The 20683-nt window shown below is 63.7% G+C and carries 22 protein-coding genes and 1 tRNA gene; 14 read left to right on the top strand and 9 right to left on the bottom strand.

Translation table 11 applies throughout. The annotated features are described in order from the left end of the window. The first annotated feature begins 5 nt into the window (after positions 1 to 5). Together DFR43_RS06610 and DFR43_RS06605 are read left to right on the top strand one after the other, a co-directional pair. On the top strand, positions 6 to 764 hold the full coding sequence (locus DFR43_RS06610; protein WP_133596890.1) for a 3'-5' exonuclease: 759 nt from the start codon (positions 6 to 8) through the stop codon (positions 762 to 764). Between the two features lie 43 nt (positions 765 to 807). After that, entirely contained in the window at positions 808 to 1035 is a 228-nt protein-coding gene (locus tag DFR43_RS06605; protein WP_133596888.1) for a lipopolysaccharide assembly protein LapA domain-containing protein, read from the top strand. Positions 1036 to 1059: 24 nt separating this feature from the next. Here the strand turns inward: DFR43_RS06605 and DFR43_RS06600 are convergent, their stop codons facing one another. The 6 genes from DFR43_RS06600 to DFR43_RS06575 form a co-directional block, all read right to left on the bottom strand. Next, the gene (locus DFR43_RS06600) at positions 1060 to 2313 is read right to left on the bottom strand and encodes an anion transporter (RefSeq protein ID WP_133596886.1); all 1254 of its coding nucleotides are present in this window, start codon (positions 2311 to 2313) and stop codon (positions 1060 to 1062) included. Between the two features lie 28 nt (positions 2314 to 2341). After that, on the bottom strand, positions 2342 to 4528 hold the full coding sequence (locus DFR43_RS06595) for a putative bifunctional diguanylate cyclase/phosphodiesterase (RefSeq protein ID WP_133596884.1): 2187 nt from the start codon (positions 4526 to 4528) through the stop codon (positions 2342 to 2344). After that, positions 4525 to 5292: an oxygen-binding di-iron domain-containing protein gene (locus DFR43_RS06590; RefSeq protein WP_133596882.1), complete on the bottom strand. Its 768-nt coding sequence runs from the start codon at positions 5290 to 5292 to the stop codon at positions 4525 to 4527. The genes DFR43_RS06595 and DFR43_RS06590 overlap by 4 nt, the downstream gene beginning before the upstream one ends. A gap of 152 nt (positions 5293 to 5444) precedes the next feature. Next, entirely contained in the window at positions 5445 to 5840 is a 396-nt protein-coding gene (locus DFR43_RS06585; protein ID WP_133596880.1) for a CBS domain-containing protein, read from the bottom strand. Positions 5841 to 5852: 12 nt separating this feature from the next. Beyond that, a complete protein-coding gene (locus DFR43_RS06580) occupies positions 5853 to 6200 on the bottom strand; it encodes a P-II family nitrogen regulator (RefSeq protein WP_133596878.1) in 348 nt (115 codons plus the stop codon). Beyond that, positions 6197 to 7705, bottom strand: a complete 1509-nt coding sequence (locus DFR43_RS06575; protein ID WP_133596875.1) for a DUF1538 domain-containing protein — start codon at positions 7703 to 7705, stop codon at positions 6197 to 6199. The genes DFR43_RS06580 and DFR43_RS06575 overlap by 4 nt, the downstream gene beginning before the upstream one ends. A gap of 190 nt (positions 7706 to 7895) precedes the next feature. Here DFR43_RS06575 and uvrB point away from each other — a divergent pair, with 190 nt between their 5' ends. The 12 genes from uvrB to DFR43_RS06515 all read left to right on the top strand — a co-directional run bounded on the left by uvrB (position 7896) and on the right by DFR43_RS06515 (position 18977). Continuing rightward, a complete protein-coding gene (gene uvrB / locus DFR43_RS06570) occupies positions 7896 to 9977 on the top strand; it encodes an excinuclease ABC subunit UvrB (RefSeq protein ID WP_133596873.1) in 2082 nt (693 codons plus the stop codon). A 57-nt stretch (positions 9978 to 10034) separates the two neighbouring features. Continuing rightward, positions 10035 to 10694, top strand: a complete 660-nt coding sequence (locus DFR43_RS06565) for a LuxR C-terminal-related transcriptional regulator (protein ID WP_133596871.1) — start codon at positions 10035 to 10037, stop codon at positions 10692 to 10694. Further along, complete coding sequence (locus tag DFR43_RS06560; protein WP_133596869.1) at positions 10694 to 12640, top strand: sensor histidine kinase; 1947 nt, start codon at positions 10694 to 10696, stop codon at positions 12638 to 12640. The genes DFR43_RS06565 and DFR43_RS06560 overlap by 1 nt, the downstream gene beginning before the upstream one ends. 158 nt (positions 12641 to 12798) lie before the next feature. After that, a complete protein-coding gene (iscR, locus tag DFR43_RS06555; protein ID WP_133596867.1) occupies positions 12799 to 13335 on the top strand; it encodes a Fe-S cluster assembly transcriptional regulator IscR in 537 nt (178 codons plus the stop codon). A gap of 42 nt (positions 13336 to 13377) precedes the next feature. Then, positions 13378 to 14598 (top strand): IscS subfamily cysteine desulfurase, encoded by a 1221-nt coding sequence (locus tag DFR43_RS06550; RefSeq protein ID WP_133596865.1) that lies wholly within the window; start codon positions 13378 to 13380, stop codon positions 14596 to 14598. Between the two features lie 14 nt (positions 14599 to 14612). Then, positions 14613 to 14999, top strand: coding sequence for a Fe-S cluster assembly scaffold IscU (gene iscU / locus DFR43_RS06545; protein WP_133596863.1), 387 nt, complete (start codon positions 14613 to 14615; stop codon positions 14997 to 14999). Positions 15000 to 15032: 33 nt separating this feature from the next. After that, positions 15033 to 15356, top strand: coding sequence for an iron-sulfur cluster assembly protein IscA (gene iscA, locus DFR43_RS06540; RefSeq protein ID WP_133596861.1), 324 nt, complete (start codon positions 15033 to 15035; stop codon positions 15354 to 15356). Further along, entirely contained in the window at positions 15349 to 15903 is a 555-nt protein-coding gene (hscB, locus tag DFR43_RS06535; protein ID WP_245988853.1) for a Fe-S protein assembly co-chaperone HscB, read from the top strand. The genes iscA and hscB overlap by 8 nt, the downstream gene beginning before the upstream one ends. A 9-nt stretch (positions 15904 to 15912) precedes the next feature. Further along, positions 15913 to 17808, top strand: coding sequence for a Fe-S protein assembly chaperone HscA (hscA, locus tag DFR43_RS06530; RefSeq protein ID WP_133596857.1), 1896 nt, complete (start codon positions 15913 to 15915; stop codon positions 17806 to 17808). A gap of 7 nt (positions 17809 to 17815) precedes the next feature. Beyond that, positions 17816 to 18154 (top strand): ISC system 2Fe-2S type ferredoxin, encoded by a 339-nt coding sequence (fdx, locus tag DFR43_RS06525; RefSeq protein ID WP_133596854.1) that lies wholly within the window; start codon positions 17816 to 17818, stop codon positions 18152 to 18154. Between the two features lie 13 nt (positions 18155 to 18167). Beyond that, positions 18168 to 18875 carry a DNA polymerase III subunit epsilon gene (gene dnaQ, locus DFR43_RS06520; protein ID WP_133596852.1) on the top strand — a complete coding sequence of 236 codons (708 nt, stop codon included), beginning with the start codon at positions 18168 to 18170 and terminating at the stop codon, positions 18873 to 18875. A 27-nt stretch (positions 18876 to 18902) separates the two neighbouring features. Continuing rightward, a tRNA-Val gene (locus DFR43_RS06515) sits at positions 18903 to 18977 on the top strand. An 87-nt stretch (positions 18978 to 19064) separates the two neighbouring features. Here DFR43_RS06515 and DFR43_RS06510 read toward each other — a convergent pair. From DFR43_RS06510 to DFR43_RS06500, 3 genes are read right to left on the bottom strand one after another with little or no spacing between them, the layout of a single operon-like run. Continuing rightward, positions 19065 to 19838, bottom strand: a complete 774-nt coding sequence (locus tag DFR43_RS06510; protein WP_133596850.1) for a foldase protein PrsA — start codon at positions 19836 to 19838, stop codon at positions 19065 to 19067. Positions 19839 to 19862: 24 nt separating this feature from the next. Further along, on the bottom strand, positions 19863 to 20135 hold the full coding sequence (locus DFR43_RS06505; RefSeq protein ID WP_133596848.1) for a BolA family protein: 273 nt from the start codon (positions 20133 to 20135) through the stop codon (positions 19863 to 19865). After that, positions 20132 to 20677, bottom strand: a complete 546-nt coding sequence (locus DFR43_RS06500) for a septation protein A (protein WP_133596846.1) — start codon at positions 20675 to 20677, stop codon at positions 20132 to 20134. The genes DFR43_RS06505 and DFR43_RS06500 overlap by 4 nt, the downstream gene beginning before the upstream one ends. Between the last annotated feature and the right edge of the window lie 6 nt (positions 20678 to 20683).

The following is a 20683-nucleotide window of genomic DNA, read 5'->3' as shown; positions in this document are numbered from 1 at the left end:
GGGCCATGTTTCACGCCGGGTTGCTCAAGCATCCACCGGGGGCTGCCGAGTCCGTCCCTGGCGACCGGGATGACTGGCCCGAGCGTTTTCGTGTGCTGGCCGCCAGCGCCACCGACGCCCGGTTGAGGGCGTATTACCACGCCGGCGTTCCCGACGGCCACACACCGCTGGCCCAGGTCCCTTTGCTGGCGCTGGATGTCGAGACCACCGGGCTGGATCTGGCGCGGGACGAAGTGGTCAGCATCGGCACCGTGCCCTTGGGGCTGGACCGCATCCGGGCCAGTGAAGCACGGCACTGGGTGCTGCGTCCTCGAGCGCCTCTCGGGGCCGAGGCCGTTGCCCTGCACCACATCACTGACCAACAAGTGCGCCGCGCCCCGGATCTGGACGACGTGCTCGACGAGGTGCTCGCCCAGATGGCTGGGCGGGTGCTGGTGGTGCATTGCCGCGACATTGAGCGCCTGTTCCTGGACAAAGCCGTGCGGCAACGCCTGGGGCAAGGGATCGAATTTGCCGTCATCGACACCATGGAACTGGAGGCCCGCCTGCACCGGCGGCCTGTTCCTTGGTGGCGGCGCTGGTGGGGGCGGCCGCAAGAAACCCCAGTCTCCATTCGCCTGTCACCCAGCCGCCAGCGCTATGGCTTGCCCCGCTACCGCTTGCACCATGCGTTGACCGATGCCCTGGCCACGGCAGAACTGTTCCAGGCCCAGGTGGCCCACCGTTTCTCGCCGCAGACGCCCCTGTCGGCGCTGTGGCATTAGCCATTAGCATAGGGGCGTGTTCGTTCTTGAAGGAGGCAAAACGATGGCGAAATGGTTCAAGACGGCCGTGATCGTGCTGTTCACCGCGGTGGTGCTGGTGTTCACCTTGCAAAACATTCAATCGGTGACGGTGGCTTTCCTCACGGCCTCCATCACCCTGCCGGTGTCGCTGCTGGTCATTGGCGTGTATGTGCTGGGGATGTTCACGGGAGGCTCTCTGCTGTCGCTGATTCGGCACGTCATGGCGGACCGTCGCCAGCCGCAGGACTGAATACCCCACGCCGCCAGAGCCGGCTCACCCTTTGAACATCCACACCACGGCCAGGGTGAGCAGCGTCACCGGCAGGCCCACGGCCGCGTGCGCTCGCCAGTCCAGACGCACCCCCTGGCGGGCGGCCAGATCCGCCACGATCAGGTTGGCAATCGAGCCCACCAGCAACAGGTTGCCGGCAAATGTGCTGACCAGCGCCAGCATGATCCCAGCCTGCTCGGCATGGCCCCCCAGGTGGGGCAGCAGCAGCATCACCGCCGGCACATTGGAGACGAGGTTGGACAAGGCCGTGCCCAGCACCAGCAGCACCCCGGGGTCGGTGAGTTCGATGCCGTGCTGCCCCAGCCAGCGGACCGCCTCGCTGGCCATGCCCGTGTGCTGCATGGCCGCATTGACCACAAACAGGCCGATGAACAAGAGCAGCAGCGACCAGTCCACCAAACCGATCACATCGGCCGAATGCAAGCGCCGGCTCAGCAGCAGCACGCCCGCGCCCACGAGTGCGGCCACTTCGTGGGGCCAGTCGGTGAACAGAAAGATGACCATCAGCGCCCCAGCGACGAACAGCCCTTTGGTGGTCTGCCAGCGGTTGAAGGGCGGGGCGCTTTCGGGCAGCCATGCCTCGGTGCGGACGTCTGGGTGCGTCGATGGGCGGCCAGCAGGCCTGCCAGCCGGCCGCAACTGGAACACATACAACCATCCCCACAGGATCAGCAGGCTGAGCAACACGGGCGGCAACGCCTGCCACAGATAGCCCCCGAAGGGAATGGACAAGACCGAGCCGATGAGCATGTTTTGCGGGTTGCCGATCAGCGTGGCCGCCGAGCCGATGTTGGACGCGCAGGCCAGCCCGATCAGGAAGGGCAGCGGCGGCAAGCCGCGCTGCAGGCACAGCCGCACCACCACGGGCGTCATGGCCAGACACACCACATCGTTGGAAAACACGGCCGACAGCGCGCCGGCCACCCCGATGAGCGCCGCCAACAAGGCCGGCGGTGACAGCGGGCGGGCCGCCACCCGGCGCGTGACTTCGGTATAGAAGCCGCCCAGGCGCATCTGGGCCGAAATCACCATGAAGGCAAACAGCAGCACGATGGTGGGCACATCCACCGCCTGCGCGGCCGTCTCGATCGGCATGCCCGTGAGCGCAATCACTGCGATCGCCCCCAACAAAGCCACGCCGGAGCGGTCCAGCTTCAGCCGCGGCCACCCGCCCAGGAACATGCCCAGGTACACCAGCAGAAAAACCGCCAATACGCCCCAGTCCACGTGCGTCATGGACGCTCCTTTTCAGGCGGCAGCCGGCTCAGGGCATGGATGGGGAGGGCAGGCCGAGGTGGTAGCCTTGGGCGTAATCGCAGCCCATGCCCTGCAGCGCCTCCCACAGTTCGGGGGACTCCACGAATTCGGCCACCACCTGAATGCCGATGTCTTGGCACAGGTGGGTGAGGTTGCGAACCAGCGAGTGGTCGATTTTCGAGTTGAGGATGTTGCGCACGAAAGCCCCATCGATCTTGACAAAATCGAAGGATAGCTCACGCAGGTAGTGGAAGGAGTTGTAGCCGCTGCCAAAGTCGTCCAGCGCGAACAGGAACCCCTTCTCGCGCAGGGTCGACAGAAAGCTGCGGGTGTGCGTCATGTCGCCAATGGCGTCGCGCTCCAGGATTTCAAAGACCACCGTATTCGGGGGGATGCCCAGGCGCGTGCAGAGATGTTCCGCGAAACCGATCACGCCACGGCCTTGCAACTCCTGAACCGACAGGTTGATGAACAGCTTGACCGGTGGTTTGCCATCGTCGAGCCGCTGGCGCAGCGCTTGCAGGGCGTGGCCCACGACAGCCCGGTCCAATTCTCGCCCCAAGCCGTAGCGCTCGATCGTTTCGATGAACGAAGCAGCCGACAGGGTGTTGCCGTCAGGTTCCCGGACACGGGCAAGCGTCTCGTAGGCGCAGAGTTCGCCGCTGCGGCAGTCGTAGATCGGCTGGAAGAAGGGGATGACACGGTTCTCCCGCAAGGCCAGCCGGAGTTTTTCCACCAGATCGCGCGTGAGCCGGTTGTTGCGCAACTGCGTGCCCACCGATTCGAGCGTGGCGATCGTGTCCTTCCCCCGCTCCTTGGCCCGGTACAGCCCCATGTCCACGCCGGCCATCAGGTCCGAGACGGTGTCGGCGTCGCGCGGATAGCTGACGATGCCAATCGAAGTGGTGACGTGGAAACGTTTGCCGTCGGGCGAGAGGTAGTGCTGCTCCTTGAGCCGGCGGCGCAGCTTTTCGGCCACCACCTGGGCACCGTCGCGGCCGGTTTCGGTTAGCATCAGGATGAACTCGTCACCGCCCAGCCGGGCCGACAAATCGCCCTTGCGGGTTTCGGCCTGCAAGGTCTCGGCGATGCGGCGCAGCACCATGTCGCCGCAGGGATGGCCCCAGGTGTCGTTGACGTCCTTGAAATCGTCCAGGTCGAGCATGAGCAGGGAAAACTCGTGCCCGTGCCGCTTGGATCGGCCCACTTCGTATTCCAGCATTTCGTTGAAGTAGCGCCGGTTGTGCAGCCCCGTCAGCGGATCGTGCGTGGAGTAATACTCCAGTTCTGACAGGGTGCGGCCGAGGGCCTTGCTGGAACCGACCACCATCACCATCACCGCCAGGATGGAGCGGATGATGGCGATTTCCTGCACGCCAGGGCGGCGCGTGCTGGCGTACGCCACCCCCAGCAGGCCGGCCAGGTTGACGTTTTCGATCTCGGGCACCGAGACCATGATCATCTCCACGTCATCGATGGGGCCCTGGTGGTGATGGCTGTCGATCTCGAATTCTTCAATGTCCAGCGGCGCGTCTTCGGGCAGATGCAACTCGCGCAGTAACTGGCGCGCCAGCCGGTGGCGGGCCAGACGCTTGTTCTCTTCCGTCGGGTGGCCGACGTAATACAGGTTGAGCGACAGACCGTGGGCTTCGCCAAAGGCGATGAAGAAGAACTGAAACGGAAAGACTTCCTGAAAGCTGTTCAGGATTTCCTGCACGAAAGTCTTCCACTGGGTGACTTTTTCGTGCGACAGGATGATCTGTTCCAGCACGGCACTCTGTCGCTCCAGCAGTTCCTTTTGCACCAGGGTCCCGGCGAGCTTCTGGGCGGTGTCGTCGAAGCGCAGCATCATGCTGCGCAGATCGGTGCGGTTGGCCAGGGCGCGCAGTTTGCGCGTTTCCACCAGCAGGGGCAGTGCGGCTTGCAGATGTTTGCAGCGTTGCAGGGCGTGTTGCAGCCCGTCGAGCAGCATCTGCCGCTCGGGGGCGGGCAGATCCATACGCTGCAGGCTGTGCAAAGCCCGGTCCAGGTGCCTCATCACATCGTCGTGCACGTCTGAGACCATGGTCGAGATGGCATTGGCAAAGCGTTGGTTGCGCAGTTGGTTTTCGAGCAACTGTGCAAAACGCTGCACCATGTGCAGACGCAGGTCGGCGATGCTTTGGGGCTGGGCCGGCAGGCCAGCGGCGTTCATGCAGAGCGCTCCGGTACGATGTCGGGCAGCAGGTCCATGCCGCACTGCAGTTCCCGAAACCAGTTCAAAAAGGCCGGTACGGCAGCGCCCCGGTACACCGGTCCGTGCTGGGGGGCCAGCATCGCGATGTCCAGTTTCGAGACCCGTTCCACCCAGGCTCGCGCGGCCCGGTTGCCGCACATGTAACGCCGATGAAAGCCCACGATATTGGGCAGATGGGCGTCGAAGTCGTCCACATAAGGGATATCCACATCGCCCGGCATCATCGCCGCGCCGATGTCGCCGGTGAACAGGATTTTCGACACCGGATCGTACACATTGATCTGCCCCTCCGAATGCAGAAAATGGGCGGGCACCAGCTCCAGCTCAAAGCCGGGGGATATGCGCAATCGCATCCCGGTATCGGGGACGGGTTCGAAACGATGCATGTCCTCGATCCCGTAATGCGGCACGAAGCGCGTCCAGATATGCGAGATGTACACCGGCGCTTGTGTGAGCTCCAGCCAGGTGCTGATGCCGCCGACGATGTCCGGGTCCTGGTGGGACAAGACGATAGCCTTGATCTTGTCGGGCGACAGGTGACGCAGAAGCTCCGTCAGTACCCGTGGCATCACGCCAAAGCCGCCCGGGTCCAGCAGCACGCCTTCTTCGCCATGCTGCACCAGGTACTGATTGGATCGGACGCCGTCTTCCTCACCGGGCTCGCTTTCATTCAGCAAGACGAAACGGTGGTCGTGGGCATCGTAAAGCTCGATGTTGTGCATAGGCGCCGCAGGGCTCGGGAAAGCCGATCATAGGGAAACGACCTGGCAGTGTAGTTCCGATCCGCGAGCCCATCCTGTGTGCACAAAGCTTCTGAGCCGTTGCGGGCGCAGAAAAATGCAGGGTTTTTGATGTGGGTCAAGAACCCCGAGGCTCAGGCCTCTGGCTCGGCCATCTGCAAGATGGAGCCCACGATGTCGTTCATGGTGATGATGCCGGCCAGGTCATTGCCGCTGGTCACCAGCAGGCGGCGCAAGCGCATGTTCACCATGAGCCGGGCGGCGTGTTTCACATCCAGTTCGGCGGAAATGGTGACCGCAGGCTTGGCGCAGATGTCGTACACGTTGATCAGGTCGATGTCGCCATCCTCGGCCACGATGGTTTTGAGGATGTTGGTGTAGGTGATGATCCCGTAGGCGTCGTGTGCGTCGCGCCGCTGCACCACCAGCGACTTGACGCCGCGCTGGCGCATGGCCTGCATCGCTTCGCGAATGGTGGCCAGCGCCGGGATGGTGGCCACGTCGCGCACCATGATGTCTTTGACGAGCATGGTCCTCTCCTCTCAGATATCTTGCTTGATGTGGGCTTCGAACTGCTGGATCTGCTTCATGTCGATGCCGGCGATGTGCTCCAGCGGGATGGTGAAAATCACCCCGCGCGAGTGGTTGCGCAGGTCCAATTCCCGACAGAGGTTTTTCAGCACGGTCAGTGACAGCTTCTTCTCCAGCACGAACACCAGCACCGACTGGCTGCCCTCATAGGTCAGGCCAAAAAACGTCTTTTTTTCGGTGGCGCCGATGCCGCGGCCACCCAGAATCGTCACGCCAGCCGCCCCGCTGCGGCGGGCCACCTCGATCGCGCGCTCCTCCAAATCCTCGGCCAAAATGGCCACCAGAACCGAAAACTTCACGACACCTCTCCTTGGGGCTTGGCCCATTCGACATAAATGGCGTAGAGCATCACCGTCACGATCGGGAAGATCGAGGCGAAGGCGATCAGGCCGAAGCCGTCGATCAGCACATTGCGCCCTTCGATGTTACTCGCCAGGCCGATGCCCAGCGCCGTCACCAGCGGCACCGTCACCTCTGACGTGGTGACCCCGCCCAGGTCATAGGCCAGCGGCACGATGTATTTGGGCGCCAGCCAGGTCAGCAGGATCACCAGGGCATAGCCGCCCATGATGTAGTGGTGGATGGAGGCGCCCGAAATGATGCGGTGCACCCCCACCGTCAGGCCGATGGCCACGCCCAATGCCACGAGGACGCGGATCTGATGGCCCACCAGCTTGCCCTTGCCGGCTTCCTCGGCCTGCTGGCCGATGGCAATCAGCGCCGGTTCCGCCATCGTGGTGGCAAAGCCAATGGCAAAGGCAAAGAGGTAGATGAAGTGCACCGCATCCAGGGCAATGAGCTGCGCCGCCATGCTGCGGCCAATCGGAAACAACCCCAGCTTGAGCCCGACCACGAAGGCATACAGCCCCACGATCACCAGCACGAAGCCGCCTGCCACCTTGTGCAGGTGCGCAATCGGCTTGCGGATCACCAGGTATTGAAATAACAGGATCACTGCGATGATGGGCAGGACATCGCGGAACATCGTCAGCAGGTCGATCGCCATGCTCAGGAGCCCGTGCGTCGTCTCGGCCGATGCGGGCTCCAGGTCGGCGCCGGGTAAGGCGTGCGCCGCGGCCGCCTGCGCAGGCGCGGGGGCAAACCGATACACATAGATGCCATAGAGCTGCACCGTGATCATCGGGACCATCACCGCCAGAGCCACCAAGCCAAAGCCGTGTGCCAGCGGATTGCGCCCGCGGATCGACAGCGCCAGGCCGATGCCCAGGGCGGCAATCAGCGGCACCGTGACGATGTTGGTGGTCACGCCGCCCGAGTCATAGGCCAGCCCGACGATTTCCTCCGGCGCGAAGAATGTCACCACGCTCACCAGCACATAACCCACGATCATGTACCAGTGCAGCGAATGCCCCAGAATCGTTCGCACGATGCCGATGGCCACCACGGTGCCCACCGACAGCGCCACCAGCAGCCGCAGCACGAAACCATCGATGCGTCCTTCGCTGATGGCGTCGGCCTGGGTGGCCACGGCAATCAGCGCGGGCTCGGCAATCACGGCCGAGAAGCCCAGCGCAAAGCCAAACACCATCAGCCACAGGAGCGATCCCTTCTTGGCGAATTCGTTAGAGAGGTTCTTGCCAATCGGGAAGATGCCCAACTCCAGCCCTTGGAGGAATACCGCCACCCCCACGGCCACGATGAGCAAGCCAGCGGCCATCGACAGCAGCCCATCGGGCACCTCGCGGATGATGGCCGACTGAAAGAACGCCACCACCAGAACGATGGGCAACAGATTGCGGAACGCGTGCAGCAGCTGGTGCCAGAATGCCTGGAGCGCGCTCATGCCCGGCCTCCTGCGTGCAGGGGCAGGGCGCGGGGCAGTCCGTCGGTCAGCGGCAGGTGGAACGGCATCCTCGGTGATCGGCCCAGGGATTGGATAGGGCGCCCGCCTTCCTCCAGGCGGGTTCTCACGGGCATTGTAGTGGGGTGGCCGACCCCAACCCGTCTGGGCGCCCGGTGGCACAATCAGCGCCATGTCCGAAAACCCTGGCCGATTCGTTTCCTTCCCTGGCTCGCCGTTCGAGCTGTTCGAGCCCTACCCGCCGGCGGGTGATCAGCCACAGGCCATTGCCCAACTGGTCGATGGGGTGAACCAGGGCGAGGTGTTCCAGACCCTGCTGGGGGTGACCGGCTCGGGCAAAACCTTCACCATGGCCAATGTGATCGCCCGCCTGGGCCGGCCGGCCATCGTGTTTGCGCCTAACAAAACGCTGGCGGCGCAGTTGTACGCCGAGTTTCGCGAATTTTTCCCGAGAAACGCGGTGGAGTATTTCGTCAGCTACTACGACTACTACCAGCCCGAAGCCTACGTGCCGCAGCGCGACTTGTTCATCGAAAAAGACAGCGCCATCAACGAGCACATCGAGCAAATGCGCCTGTCCTGCACCAAGAGCCTGCTGGAGCGGCGCGACGTGGTGATCGTGGCCACCGTCTCGGCCATCTACGGCATCGGCAAGCCCGAGAGCTATCACCAGATGATCATGACGCTGCGCGTGGGCGACCGGCTGGGCCAGCGCGACATCATCGCGCAGCTCGTGCGCATGCAGTACCAGCGCAATGAGCAGGACTTCTCGCGCGGCAAGTTTCGCGTGCGCGGCGACACGATCGATGTGTTCCCCGCCGAGCATTCGGAGCTGGCCATCCGCATCGAGCTGTTCGACGACGAGGTCGAATCCCTGCAGCTGTTCGACCCGCTGACGGGGCGCATCCGGCAGAAGATTCCGCGCTTTACCGTGTATCCCAGCAGCCACTACGTGACGCCCCGGGAGCAGGTGCTCAACGCCATCGAGAGCATCAAGCTGGAGCTGGAGCAGCGCCTCAAGGAACTGGTGGGCATGGGCAAGCTGGTCGAAGCGCAGCGGCTGGAGCAGCGCACCCGCTTCGACCTGGAAATGCTCGCCGAAGTGGGGCACTGCAAGGGCATCGAAAACTACAGCCGCCACTTGAGCGGTGCCGCGCCGGGCGAGCCCCCCAGCACGCTGACCGACTACCTGCCGCGCGATGCACTGATGTTCCTCGACGAAAGCCACGTGATGATCGGGCAGTTGGGCGGCATGTACAACGGCGACCGCCAGCGCAAGACCACCCTGGTCGAATACGGCTTTCGCTTGCCCAGCGCGCTGGACAACCGGCCGCTGAAGTTCGAGGAGTTCGAGCAGCGGATGCGACAGGTCATCTTTGTGTCGGCCACGCCGGGCGACTACGAATTGCAGCACTCCGGGCAGGTGGTCGAGCAGGTGGTGCGCCCCACTGGCCTGGTGGACCCGGTGGTCGAGGTGCGTCCCGCCACCCATCAGGTGGACGATGTGCTGCAGGAAATCCATCTGCGCGTGCAGCGGCAGGAGCGTGTCCTCATCACCGTGTTGACCAAGCGCATGGCCGAGCAGCTGACCGACTACCTGAGCGAAAACGGCGTGAAGGTGCGTTACCTCCACTCGGACGTGGACACCGTGGAGCGGGTCGAGATCATCCGTGACCTGCGCCTGGGCGCGTTCGACGTGTTGGTGGGCATCAACCTGCTGCGCGAAGGGCTGGACATCCCGGAAGTGTCGCTGGTGGCCATTCTGGACGCCGACAAGGAAGGCTTTTTGCGCGCCGAGCGCAGCCTGATCCAGACCATCGGCCGCGCCGCCCGCAACCTCAACGGCATGGCCATCCTCTATGCCGACCGCATCACCGATTCCATGCGCAAAGCCATCGACGAGACCGAGCGGCGCCGCGCCAAGCAGTTGGCCTTCAACCAAGCCCATGGCATCACGCCCAAAGGCGTGGTCAAGCGCATCAAGGACCTGATCGACGGCGTGTACAGCGAAAAAGCCAGCGACGAAGCCCGCACCCTCGAACTGGCGCGTCAGCATCAGGCCGAAGTGGAAGACATGAGCGAAAAAGACCTGGCGCGGGAAATCAAGCGCCTGGAAAAACAGATGCTGGAGCACGCGCGCAACCTGGAATTCGAGCAGGCGGCCCGGGTGCGCGACCAACTGGCCCGCCTCAAAGACCGGGTACTGGGGGCGCATGGCGGCGACAACGTGATTCCGCTGCGCCCGGCGGCGTGACCCGCCTCCCCCATTCGGGGGAGTTGCCGAGGGGGCTGCTTGACGGAAAATCCGCGCATGGCCGTTCCCACGCGCATTTACCTCATTGAAGACGATCGCAGCATTCTCCACTTCGTGGAAAGTGCCCTGCGGCTGCGCCCCGACTGGCGGCTCGTCGGGCATTCCGACACCTTTTCCCATGCCCGGGTTTCTGCGCCGCTGAGCACCGCCGACGTGTTTCTGGTCGATCTGGGCCTGCCCGATGGCCGGGGCGAAGACATGCTGCGCCAACTCGCCGTGACCCGGCCAGATGCCGAACTGCTGGTGTTCACCGTCTTTGGTGACGAGTCGCGCTTGATCAATGCCCTGCAGTCCGGTGCCACGGGCTACGTGCTCAAGGGGTGCAGCGAAACCGAGTTGATCGAAGCCATCGAGCAAATTCAGGAGGGCGGCGCCCCCATTTCGCCGCTGCTTGCCCGCCTGTTGCTCAAGCAGTTCCGCGCGGGGGGCGGCACCCCTTCGGCCGGGCTGCCACCCACCGAATTGCCTGCCCTGTCGGACCGTGAAACCGATGTGCTCAAGCTCGTGGCCCAGGGGTATGTGAACAAGGAAATTGCCAATCGCCTGGGCATCGGCACGGCCACCGTCAGCACCCATATCAAGAATCTTTATCGGAAGTTGGCTGTCCATACCCGGGTGCAGGTGGTTCGGGTGGCCCAGGAGCGAGGGCTGATCTGATGCCCGGTCTGCCGCTGCGTTGGCCCACCGCCTGGCGAGATTGGCCCCATTACGTGTGGGTCGGGCTGTTGCTGTTGGCGCTGCTGGCGGCGCTGTACTGGGTCTCGCGACCGGCGGCCGTGCCGGGAGCGGTCAATATCGGTGAAATTGAGGTGTCGGTGCTGGGGCAGCCCGACATTCCGCCCAAGACGGTCCGCTTGCCCCATGTGCTCGACGACGAAGAGGACTTGTGGCGCCATCGCGTGGCCTATCGGCTCGACTGGCCCGCCGCGCTGGACTATGACCGCCGTGACGGTCAGCGTCTGGCCCTGCTGCTTCCCCGTGTGGATGCCCGGTTCCGGGTGCTGCTCAATCAGCAGGAGGTCTACAGCGTGGGCTGGTATGCTGCGCCGCACCGCACCATCCTGTCGGGGCTGTTCCCCTACCACATCCCGCTGCCCGCGGGCCTACTGGCTGACCGCCCACAGGACAACGAGCTCATCATCGAAGTGCAAGGCATGCCGCTGGAGCGCAGCGGCCTGTCACCCTTCCAGATCGGGGACCACGACCGCCTGTTCGACCGCTATCGCGTGCTCGAAGTCTGGCAGGTCATGGGCGGCTGGATGATGGCCATAGCCTCCGTGTTCATGGGGCTGATGTCGGTGTTCCTGTGGCGGGCGTTGCGCGAGCGACTGTTTCTGCTCATGGCGGCGGCTTCGCTGGCGCATGTGGTGCGGCTGCTGCTGCTGCTGCTCATGCTGGAGTCCCCCCTGTCGCCCTCCTGGCACTTCTTTGTGTATCGGGTGGCATTCAATGTCTATGTCGCCTTTTTTTGCCTGTTCATCGAAGAACTGTTCGGGCTGCGCATGCGAATGGTGCGCTGGCTGGCTTACTTTCTGTTGGTGTCGGGGCCGCTGTGGCTGCTGGCTGCGCTTTACACCGAAAACTACACCTTTGCGCGTATCTGGGCCGGTGGGCTGGCCCTGCTGGCTGCGGTGAGCCTCGCTATGCTGGTGGTGCGCACCGGTTGGGGAAGGCGCCTCAATCAGGATCAGACCTTGGTGCTCGTTGTGGCGCTGTTCACTCTCATCACCGGTGTGCGTGACTTTCTGGTCCTGCAGCTGAACTTTCCCGGGGACGCTGACATTCGTTGGATGTCGATCGGCAGCCTTGCGCTGATGTTCACCTTGGGCTGGGTGCTGGTGCAGCGGGCGACGGCGTCCACGCGGGAGGTGCACCGGCTCAACCAGTCGCTGGCCGAAATCGTGGCGCGCCGCGAAGCCGAATTGCGCCAGGCCTTCGAGCAGCTGCGGGTCTCCGAGCAGCAGCGCGCCGTCGAAGGCGAGCGTCGTCGCCTGATGCGCGACATGCACGATGGCCTCGGCAGTCAGCTGGTGCAAACCCTCAACATGGTGCGCAGTCACCGGGGGGCGCTGGACGCCCAGTCCGTCGAGGCGATGATCCATCACGCCCTGGAAGAGCTTCGCATGACGCTGGACTCCCTGGAGCCGATGGAAGGCGACTTGCCCACCATTTTGGGGACTTTCCGGCAGCGGATTGCCCCGGCGCTGGAGTCGGCTGGCATCCAACTCGTGTGGGACGTGCAGGAAGTGCCAGCCCTCAGCGCCCTGGATTCCCGCGGCATCATGCACTTGTTTCGCTGCATGCAGGAAATCTTTGCCAACGTGGTCAAACACGCCCGGGCCACAGAGGTGGTGGTGCGGACGGCCGCCGATGATCAGGCGGTTTATTTAAATGTCGAAGACAACGGCATCGGGTTTACCCCTGATGGTGAAAGGGGAAATAAAGGACGTGGTCTGGGCAATCTGCGGGTGAGGGCGGCCAAACTGGGTGCCCACATTCGCTTTTACACCAACAATCCTGGAACTGGCGTAGAGTTCAAGTTTCCAACGCAACACCCGGCCGAGCCTGACTGGGCCTCAACCGGGTTGGAAGCGCCGCGTTGATTTGTCATGGACAAACTGAAGGCCGGCATGGTTGACTGGAAAAGTCGGTTTTTTGGTATACTCGACTGAAACAGTTGGTTATTGACCGTGCTGGTGAGTGGTCCCGGGCGGCCTGCGTGGCGGGGTCCGATGTTGATCATTCCTGGAAGGAGCTTGAGATGCGCCTCACGACCAAAGGACGGTTTGCCGTCACCGCAATGATTGATCTGGCGTTGCGCCAGTCCAGCGGCCCCGTGACGCTGGCGGCCATCAGCCAGCGGCAGCACATTTCGCTGTCGTACCTGGAGCAGTTGTTCGGCAAGTTACGCCGCCATGATCTGGTGGAATCCACCCGTGGGCCGGGTGGCGGCTACACCCTCAGCCGCAAGGCTTCGGAGATCACCGTGGCTGACATCATCGTGTCGGTGGATGAGCCCATCGATGCCACCCAGTGTGGCGGCAAGGAGAATTGCCATGGCGAGGGCGCCCGCTGCATGACCCACGAGTTGTGGGCGGCTTTGAACGCGAAAATGGTGGATTTCCTGGATTCCATCACGCTGCAGAAACTGGTGGACGAGCAATTGGCCAAAGGGGTGGTGGTGGAGAATGCGCCCACCATCAAGCGGGCCATTTCCTCGACGCCGGTGGTCAAGCCCATCCGGGTGAATGCGCCCAATTCGGTGTTCGCGCTGGGCGCGGTTGCCAATTCCAAATGATCCCCGGCCGGCCAACGGCCTGATGCCAGACGAGAAACGGACATGACCATGACCCCGCATTTCCCCATCTACATGGACTACAGCGCCACCAACCCCTGCGACCCCCGGGTCGTGGAAAAGATGGTGCCGTGGCTCTATGAGCATTTCGGCAATCCGGCCTCGCGCAGCCATGCCTGGGGCTGGGAGGCCGAAAAGGCCGTGGAACATGCGCGCGAGCAGGTGGCTGACCTCATCGGCGCCGATCCGCGTGAGATCGTCTGGACCAGCGGGGCCACCGAGTCCGACAACCTGGCCCTCAAAGGCGCAGCCCATTTTTACCAGGGCAAAGGCAAGCACATCATCACGGTCAAAACGGAGCACAAGGCCGTGCTCGATACCTGTCGCCACCTGGAACGCGAAGGCTTCGAGGTGACGTACCTGGATGTGCAGCCCGATGGCCTGTTGGACCTCGACGCTTTCCGCGACGCCATCCGGCCCGACACGATTTTGGCCAGCGTCATGTTCGTCAACAATGAAATCGGCGTCATCCAGGACATTGCCGCCATTGGCGCCATCTGCCGCGAGAAGGGCGTGATCTTCCACGTGGACGCTGCCCAGGCCACGGGGCGGGTCGATATCGATTTGCGCCAACTGCCGGTGGATCTGATGAGCCTGACCAGCCACAAAACCTACGGCCCCAAAGGCATTGGCGCGCTGTATGTGCGGCGCAAGCCTCGGGTGCGGATCGAGGCCCAAATGCACGGTGGCGGGCATGAACGGGGGATGCGGTCGGGCACGCTGCCGACCCACCAAATCGTGGGCATGGGGGAAGCCTATGCCATCGCGAAGGCCGAAATGCACACCGAATTGCCACGCATTCAGGCGCTGCACGACCGTTTGGTGGCGGGGCTGTCCAGCATCGAGCAGTCGTTCATCAACGGGCATCCCACCCGTCGCGTGCCTCACAACCTGAACATGAGCTTCAATTTCGTCGAAGGCGAATCGCTCATCATGGGCATCAAAGGGGTGGCGGTCTCCAGTGGTTCGGCCTGCACCTCGGCCAGCCTGGAGCCCAGCTATGTGCTGCGAGCCCTGGGGCGCAGCGACGAACTCGCCCACAGCAGCTTGCGCATGACGATCGGCCGATGGACCACCGAGCAGGAGATCGATTTCGCCATCGAATCGATCCGCGCCAACGTGGCCAAGCTGCGCGAACTCTCGCCCTTGTGGGAGATGTACAAAGACGGCATCGATCTGTCCACCATCCAGTGGGCGGCGCACTGAACAGGAGTACTGACATGGCATACAGCGACAAAGTCATCGACCACTACGAAAACCCCCGCAACGTCGGCAGCTTCGACAAAGGCGACGACACCGTCGGCACCGGCATGGTGGGAGCGCCGGCTTGCGGCGACGTGATGAAGCTGCAAATCAAGGTCAACCCCGAAACCGGGCTGATCGAAGATGCCCGCTTCAAGACCTATGGCTGTGGCTCGGCCATCGCATCGAGCTCCCTGGTCACGGAATGGGTCAAGGGCAAGACGCTGGATGAAGCCACGCAGATCAAGAACAGCCAGATTGCCGAAGAACTGGCTCTGCCGCCCGTGAAAATCCATTGCTCCATCCTGGCCGAAGACGCCATCAAGGCAGCGGTGGAAGACTACCGCCGCAAGCATGCGCACTGAGGCGGCAGAGAAGATCGACACAAGGTGAGCGCCATGCCCGTCACTGTGACCGAAGCCGCTGCCAAGCACGTCAGCAAATACCTGGCCCGCCGTGGCAAGGGGGTAGGGGTGCGCCTGGGGGTCAAGACCACCGGCTGCTCGGGCTTGGCCTACAAGCTCGAATACGCGGACGAAGTGGCCCCCGAGGACCTGGTTTTCGAGGATCACGGCATCAAGATCCTGGTCGATCCCAAGAGCATGCCTTATCTGGACGGCACGCAGCTTGACTTCGTGCGTGAAGGGCTCAATGAGGGCTTCAAGTTCAACAACCCCAACGAACGCGACCGTTGCGGCTGTGGCGAATCCTTCCGTGTCTGAGGCCGCGGCGGGGCCATCGGTGGCATCGCCGGTGCCGTCTTTGCAAGCCGACGATTTTGCCCTGCTGGGGCTGCCGCGGCGGTTCGCGCTGGACCGAGCCACGTTGGACGAGCGCTGGAAGCAGCTTCAGCGCCAGACGCACCCCGACCGCTTCGCCACCCAGGGCGCAGCCGCCCAGCGGGTGGCCATGCAATGGTCGGTGCGCGTCAACGAGGCTTACGCCCGCCTCAAAGACCCGATCAAGCGGGCCGCCTATTGGTGCGAACTGCATGGCGTGCCGGTGCGAGCCGACAGCAACACCGCCATGCCGCCCGACTTCCTCATGCAGCAAATGCAGTGGCGCGAAGCGCTGGACGAGGCCTCGGACGAAGCCGCTGTGCAAGCCCTGCTGGACGATGTGCGTCAAACCCGTGACCGGCTGCTGGCCGACCTGGCCCAAGCCATCGACCAGCGCCAAGACGCCCAGGCCGCGGTCAGCCACGTGCGTGCCCTCATGTTCGTCGAGCGCTTTGCCGAAGACCTGTACCATCGCCTGGAACGGCTCTGAACCCGATACATGGCACTACTCCAAATTTCCGAACCCGGCCAAAGCCCCGATCCGCATCAGCGGCGCATTGCCATCGGCATCGATTTGGGCACCACCCACTCGCTCGTGGCCGCTGTGCGCCACGGCTCGCCAGAATGTCTGCCCGATGCCCAGGGCCGGGTCATTCTGCCCAGCGTGGTGCGCTATTTGCCGCCGGGCGCTCGCCCCAGCCGCCAGATTGGCCATGAGGCCTTGGCCGCGCAGGTCGATGACCCGCTCAACACCATCAGCTCGGTCAAGCGCTTGATGGGCCGCAAGCGCGAGGACCTGGACGCCCAAGGCGTGCTCGACAAGCTGCCCTATCAAGTGGTCGATGGGCCGGGCATGGCCGCCGTGCGGACGGTGGCGGGCGACAAGTCGCCGGTGGAGGTCAGCGCCGAAATCCTGGCGGTGTTGCGCCAGCGTGCCGAAGACACTTTTGACAGCGAAGTGTATGGAGCGGTCATCACCGTGCCGGCCTATTTCGACGATGCCCAACGCCAGGCCACCAAAGACGCCGCCCAGATGGCCGGGTTGAATGTGCTGCGCCTGATCAACGAACCCACGGCGGCGGCCATCGCCTACGGGCTGGATCAGGCCGCCGAAGGCGTGTATGCCGTGTACGACCTGGGCGGTGGCACTTTCGACGTGTCCATCTTGCGGCTGACCCGCGGTGTTTTCGAGGTCCTGGCCACCGGGGGCGACTCGGCGCTGGGCGGTGACGACTACGACCGCGCCTTGGCCGATGCGCTGCTTGCTCGCGCCGGCTGGCCGGTGCAGGCGGCCGAACTGCCTGCCACGCAACGGGCTGCGGTGCTGGCCGAGGCGCGGCGCGTCAAAGAGGCCCTGTCTGCCCAGCCCGAAGAGGGCGCTGTGCCGTTTGAGGCCGAGGTGCAGGGCCGCTTGCTGAAGTGGTCTGTGAGCGGTGCGGATTTCGCCGCGGCCACAGCTGCTTTGACCGACCGCACCGTGGCCGTCGTGCGCCGGGTGCTGCGCGATGCGCGGCTGCAGCCTGCCGATGTCAAAGGGGTGGTGCTGGTGGGGGGCTCTACCCGCATGCCGGTGGTGCGGCGAGCCGTCGAAGCGTTGTTCGGCCAGCCGCCGCTGGTCAACCTGAATCCGGACGAGGTGGTGGCGCTGGGGGCGGCCATCCAGGCGAACCAGCTGGCCGGCAACAACCCCGAGGGGGACTTGCTGCTGCTCGACGTCATCCCGCTGTCGTTGGGCATCGAGACCATGGGCGGGCTGGTCGAGCGCATCGTGCCGCGCAACACCACCATCCCCACCGCCATGGCGCAAGATTTCACCACGTTCAAAGACGGGCAGACCGCGCTCGCCTTGCACGTGGTGCAGGGCGAGCGCGATTTGGTGGCCGATTGCCGCAGCCTGGCCCGTTTCGAGCTGCGCGGCATTCCGCCGATGGCCGCGGGCGCGGCCCGCATCCGCGTAACTTTCACCGTCGATGCCGATGGACTGTTGACCGTCAGCGCGCGCGAACAGACCACCGGGGTGGAGGCCCGCATCGATGTCAAGCCGTCGTACGGCCTCAGCGATGAGCAGATCGCTGCCATGCTGCAAGACAGCTTTGCCACTGCCGCGCAAGACATGCAGGCCCGTGCCCTGGTCGAAGCCCGGGTCGAGGCCGAGCGCATGGCCGATGCCACCCGAGCCGCCCTGCAAGCCGATGGCGACCTGCTTTCCCCGGACGAGCGCGCAGACATCGAGGGCCTCATCGAAGCCGTGCTGCACACCCAAGGCAGCGAGGATGCCGCGGCCATCGAAGCCGCCACCCAAGCCCTGGCCAAAGGCGCGGAGGAATTCGCCGCCCGACGCATGAACCGCAGCATCGCCCGGGCCCTGGCCGGGCACAATATCGACGAGCTTTGAGCCGCCCATGCCCACCATCCGCATCCTGCCGCATCCCGAGTATTGCCCCGAAGGCGCCCAGATCCAAGCGCTGCCAGGCACCAGCCTGTGCGAGGCCCTGCTGGACAACGACATCGACATCGAGCACGCCTGCGACATGAGCTGTGCCTGCACCACCTGTCACGTGATCGTGCGCCAAGGCTTCGAAACCTTGAACGAAGCCAGCGAAGAGGAGGAGGACCTGCTCGACAAAGCCTGGGGGCTGGAGCCGCAGTCGCGGCTGAGCTGCCAGGTGCGACTGGGCAGCACCGACTTGACCATCGAAATCCCGCGCTACACCATCAACCACGCCCGCGAGCATCACTGATTCCGCTCACGCCATGCGTCAAATCGTTCTGGATACCGAGACCACGGGCCTGTCTGCGCAGGATGGCGACCGGATCATCGAGATCGGTTGTGTGGAACTGCTCAACCGCAAGCTCACGGGCAACAACCGGCACTACTACCTCAACCCCGAGCGCGACATTCACGAAGATGCCTTGCGGGTGCACGGCATCACCCTCGAATTCCTGGCCGACAAGCCCAAGTTTGCCGATGTGGCCAACGACTTGCTGGACTATTTGGCCGGCGCCGAGCTCATCATTCACAACGCGCCGTTCGACCTGGGCTTTCTGGACGAAGAGTTCCGCCGGCTCGGGCACGGCAAGACGCGCGATCTCGTCAGCGGCGTGATCGACACCTTGGTCATGGCCAAGGAGATGTTCCCCGGCAAGCGCAACGGGCTCGACGCGCTGTGCGATCGCCTGGGCGTGGACAACTCCAGCCGCACCTTGCACGGCGCCTTGCTCGATGCCGAACTGCTGGCCGAGGTTTACATCCACATGACCCGGGGGCAGGACGCCCTGGTCATCGAGCTGGATGCGCCTGGCACGCCCCAGGCCGAGCTTCGCACGGTGGATGTGTCGCGCTTCGAGCTGCCGGTGCTCAAGCCCAGCGAGCAGGAGTTGCAGGCCCATGAAGCCGTGCTGGCCGATCTGGACAAAGCGAGCAAAGGCAAAACGGTGTGGCGGGCGGTGGCGCCGGGGTGAGTTTCCAGTGTATAATCAGAGTCTTTCGGGTGATTAGCTCAGCGGTAGAGCACTGCCTTCACACGGCAGGGGTCACATGTTCGATCCATGTATCACCCACCAGATACGCCAAAAGCCCAAGCGATCCGCTTGGGCTTTTTTGTTGGCTCCAAACCCCTCAGGGCGAGGGGCGGAGCAGGGGCGGCTGAATTATTGAATCCGCGCCTTGGCGCGCAGGTTTTCCTGGAAATCCAGCAGTTTTTGCTGCTGCAAGGTTTGCTCGATTTGCGGGCGCAGTTCTTCCAGGCTCGGCAATTGGGCTTGGCGAATGTCGTCCACGCGGATGATGTGCCAGCCGAACTGGCTGCGCACGGGCGCCTCGGTCATCTGGCCTTTGGCCAGTTTGATCATGGCCTCAGAGAACTCGGGCACAAACACGTCGGCGGTGGCCCAGTCCAGGTCGCCGCCGGCCTGGCCGGAGCCGGTGTCGATGGAGCGTGTGCGTGCCAATTCTTCAAAGCGGGCGCCGCGCTTGATGTCGGCGATGATGGCTTTGGCCTCGTCTTCGGTGGCCACGAGAATGTGCCGAGAGCGGTATTCCTGGCCGCTGTTGGCGGCCACGAACTTGTCGTACTCGGCCTTCACCTCGGCGGCGGTGACGGGGTTTTTGCGCTGATAGTCGTTGAACAACTCGCGAATCAGAATCGTCTGGGTGGCGAATTCCACTTGGGAGTGGTATTCCGGGGAGGCTTTGATGCCGCGCTTTTCGGCTTCCTGGGCAAAGATTTCGCGCAGGATGACCTCCTCCTTGAGTTGTTCGCGCATCTGGGCATCGACCGGGCGGCCGGAGCGTTCGAGCTGTTGCACCAGATTGTCTAACCGCGCGGTGGGCACGGGCTTGCCATTGACGATGGCGACGTTTTGGGCGAAGGCGGGCAGAGCCAGGGTGGTGGCCAAGGCCACGGCGGTGAGCAGGTGTTTCATGGGGAGGTGTGTGAAAAAGACCAATCAGCGTTCGATTTCGATGGCCAAGGCGTGCAGCCCCGCATCGATGTGCGCCTGCAGCGCATCATACACAAGCCGGTGAGCGGCCAGCCGGCTCAGGCCGGCAAAACGGGGTGAGGCGATGCGCACCCGGAAGTGGGTGCCATAGCCCAGCCCGTTGGCGCCGGCATGACCGGCGTGGGCGGCGCTTTCGTCCAGCACGGTGAGCCGGGTGGGGGCCAGCCGCTGGCGCAAAGCGGCTTCGAGGGCTTCAGCGGTGGGCGGGGTGGCAGTCACGGTTTTTCGGTGGAGGGGTCGTCCTTGAGGTGCTTGGCCACGTAAATGCCTTGGCCAATCAGGAACATCACGGGAAAGATGTAGCCCCACAGTTTGAAGTTGACCCAGGCTTCGGTGGAAAAATAGGCGGCCACATAGGCATTGATGCCGGCCATGAACAGGAAGTAGAGCACCCACGCCACGGTCAGCCGCGCCCAGACGCCATCGGGCAGCTTGAGCTGGCTGCTCAGCAACATTTGCAGGAAGTTTTTCTTCCAGATCCACAACGCCGCGCCCAGCACCAGCGCCATGCTGGCGTACATGACGGTGGGCTTCCATTTGATGAAGCGCTCGTCTTGCAACAGCAGGGTCAGCGTGCCGAAGATGAGCACCAGCAGCAGGGTAACTTTTTGCAGCGTTTGCAGCCGACGGTCGATGGCGTAGATCAGCCCCGTTTGCACCACGGTCGCGCCCATGAGTACGGCCGTGGCGGCGTAGATGTCGTGCATCTTATAGGCCACGACGAACAGGGCGATGGGAAAGAAGTCGATGAGAAGGCGCATCCCCGG

It is taken from the genome of Tepidicella xavieri, from assembly GCF_004363315.1.
GTDB lineage: Bacteria > Pseudomonadota > Gammaproteobacteria > Burkholderiales > Burkholderiaceae_C > Tepidicella > Tepidicella xavieri.
The sequence above is the reverse complement of the archived record's forward strand: the minus strand, read 5'-3'. Positions and strand labels throughout refer to the sequence as shown.

Bases quoted from the DNA above. Each gene is read 5' to 3' on its own strand.
- DFR43_RS06610 (WP_133596890.1), top strand. From the start codon at position 6: ATGTTTCACGCCGGGTTGCTCAAGCATCCACCGGGGGCTGCCGAGTCC.
- DFR43_RS06605 (WP_133596888.1), top strand. From the start codon at position 808: ATGGCGAAATGGTTCAAGACGGCCGTGATCGTGCTGTTCACCGCGGTG.
- DFR43_RS06600 (WP_133596886.1), bottom strand. From the start codon at position 2,313: ATGACGCACGTGGACTGGGGCGTATTGGCGGTTTTTCTGCTGGTGTAC.
- DFR43_RS06595 (WP_133596884.1), bottom strand. From the start codon at position 4,528: ATGAACGCCGCTGGCCTGCCGGCCCAGCCCCAAAGCATCGCCGACCTG.
- DFR43_RS06590 (WP_133596882.1), bottom strand. From the start codon at position 5,292: ATGCACAACATCGAGCTTTACGATGCCCACGACCACCGTTTCGTCTTG.
- DFR43_RS06585 (WP_133596880.1), bottom strand. From the start codon at position 5,840: ATGCTCGTCAAAGACATCATGGTGCGCGACGTGGCCACCATCCCGGCG.
- DFR43_RS06575 (WP_133596875.1), bottom strand. From the start codon at position 7,705: ATGAGCGCGCTCCAGGCATTCTGGCACCAGCTGCTGCACGCGTTCCGC.
- uvrB (WP_133596873.1), top strand. From the start codon at position 7,896: ATGTCCGAAAACCCTGGCCGATTCGTTTCCTTCCCTGGCTCGCCGTTC.
- DFR43_RS06565 (WP_133596871.1), top strand. From the start codon at position 10,035: ATGGCCGTTCCCACGCGCATTTACCTCATTGAAGACGATCGCAGCATT.
- DFR43_RS06560 (WP_133596869.1), top strand. From the start codon at position 10,694: ATGCCCGGTCTGCCGCTGCGTTGGCCCACCGCCTGGCGAGATTGGCCC.
- iscR (WP_133596867.1), top strand. From the start codon at position 12,799: ATGCGCCTCACGACCAAAGGACGGTTTGCCGTCACCGCAATGATTGAT.
- DFR43_RS06550 (WP_133596865.1), top strand. From the start codon at position 13,378: ATGACCATGACCCCGCATTTCCCCATCTACATGGACTACAGCGCCACC.
- iscU (WP_133596863.1), top strand. From the start codon at position 14,613: ATGGCATACAGCGACAAAGTCATCGACCACTACGAAAACCCCCGCAAC.
- iscA (WP_133596861.1), top strand. From the start codon at position 15,033: ATGCCCGTCACTGTGACCGAAGCCGCTGCCAAGCACGTCAGCAAATAC.
- hscA (WP_133596857.1), top strand. From the start codon at position 15,913: ATGGCACTACTCCAAATTTCCGAACCCGGCCAAAGCCCCGATCCGCAT.
- fdx (WP_133596854.1), top strand. From the start codon at position 17,816: ATGCCCACCATCCGCATCCTGCCGCATCCCGAGTATTGCCCCGAAGGC.
- dnaQ (WP_133596852.1), top strand. From the start codon at position 18,168: ATGCGTCAAATCGTTCTGGATACCGAGACCACGGGCCTGTCTGCGCAG.
- DFR43_RS06510 (WP_133596850.1), bottom strand. From the start codon at position 19,838: ATGAAACACCTGCTCACCGCCGTGGCCTTGGCCACCACCCTGGCTCTG.
- DFR43_RS06500 (WP_133596846.1), bottom strand. From the start codon at position 20,677: ATGCGCCTTCTCATCGACTTCTTTCCCATCGCCCTGTTCGTCGTGGCC.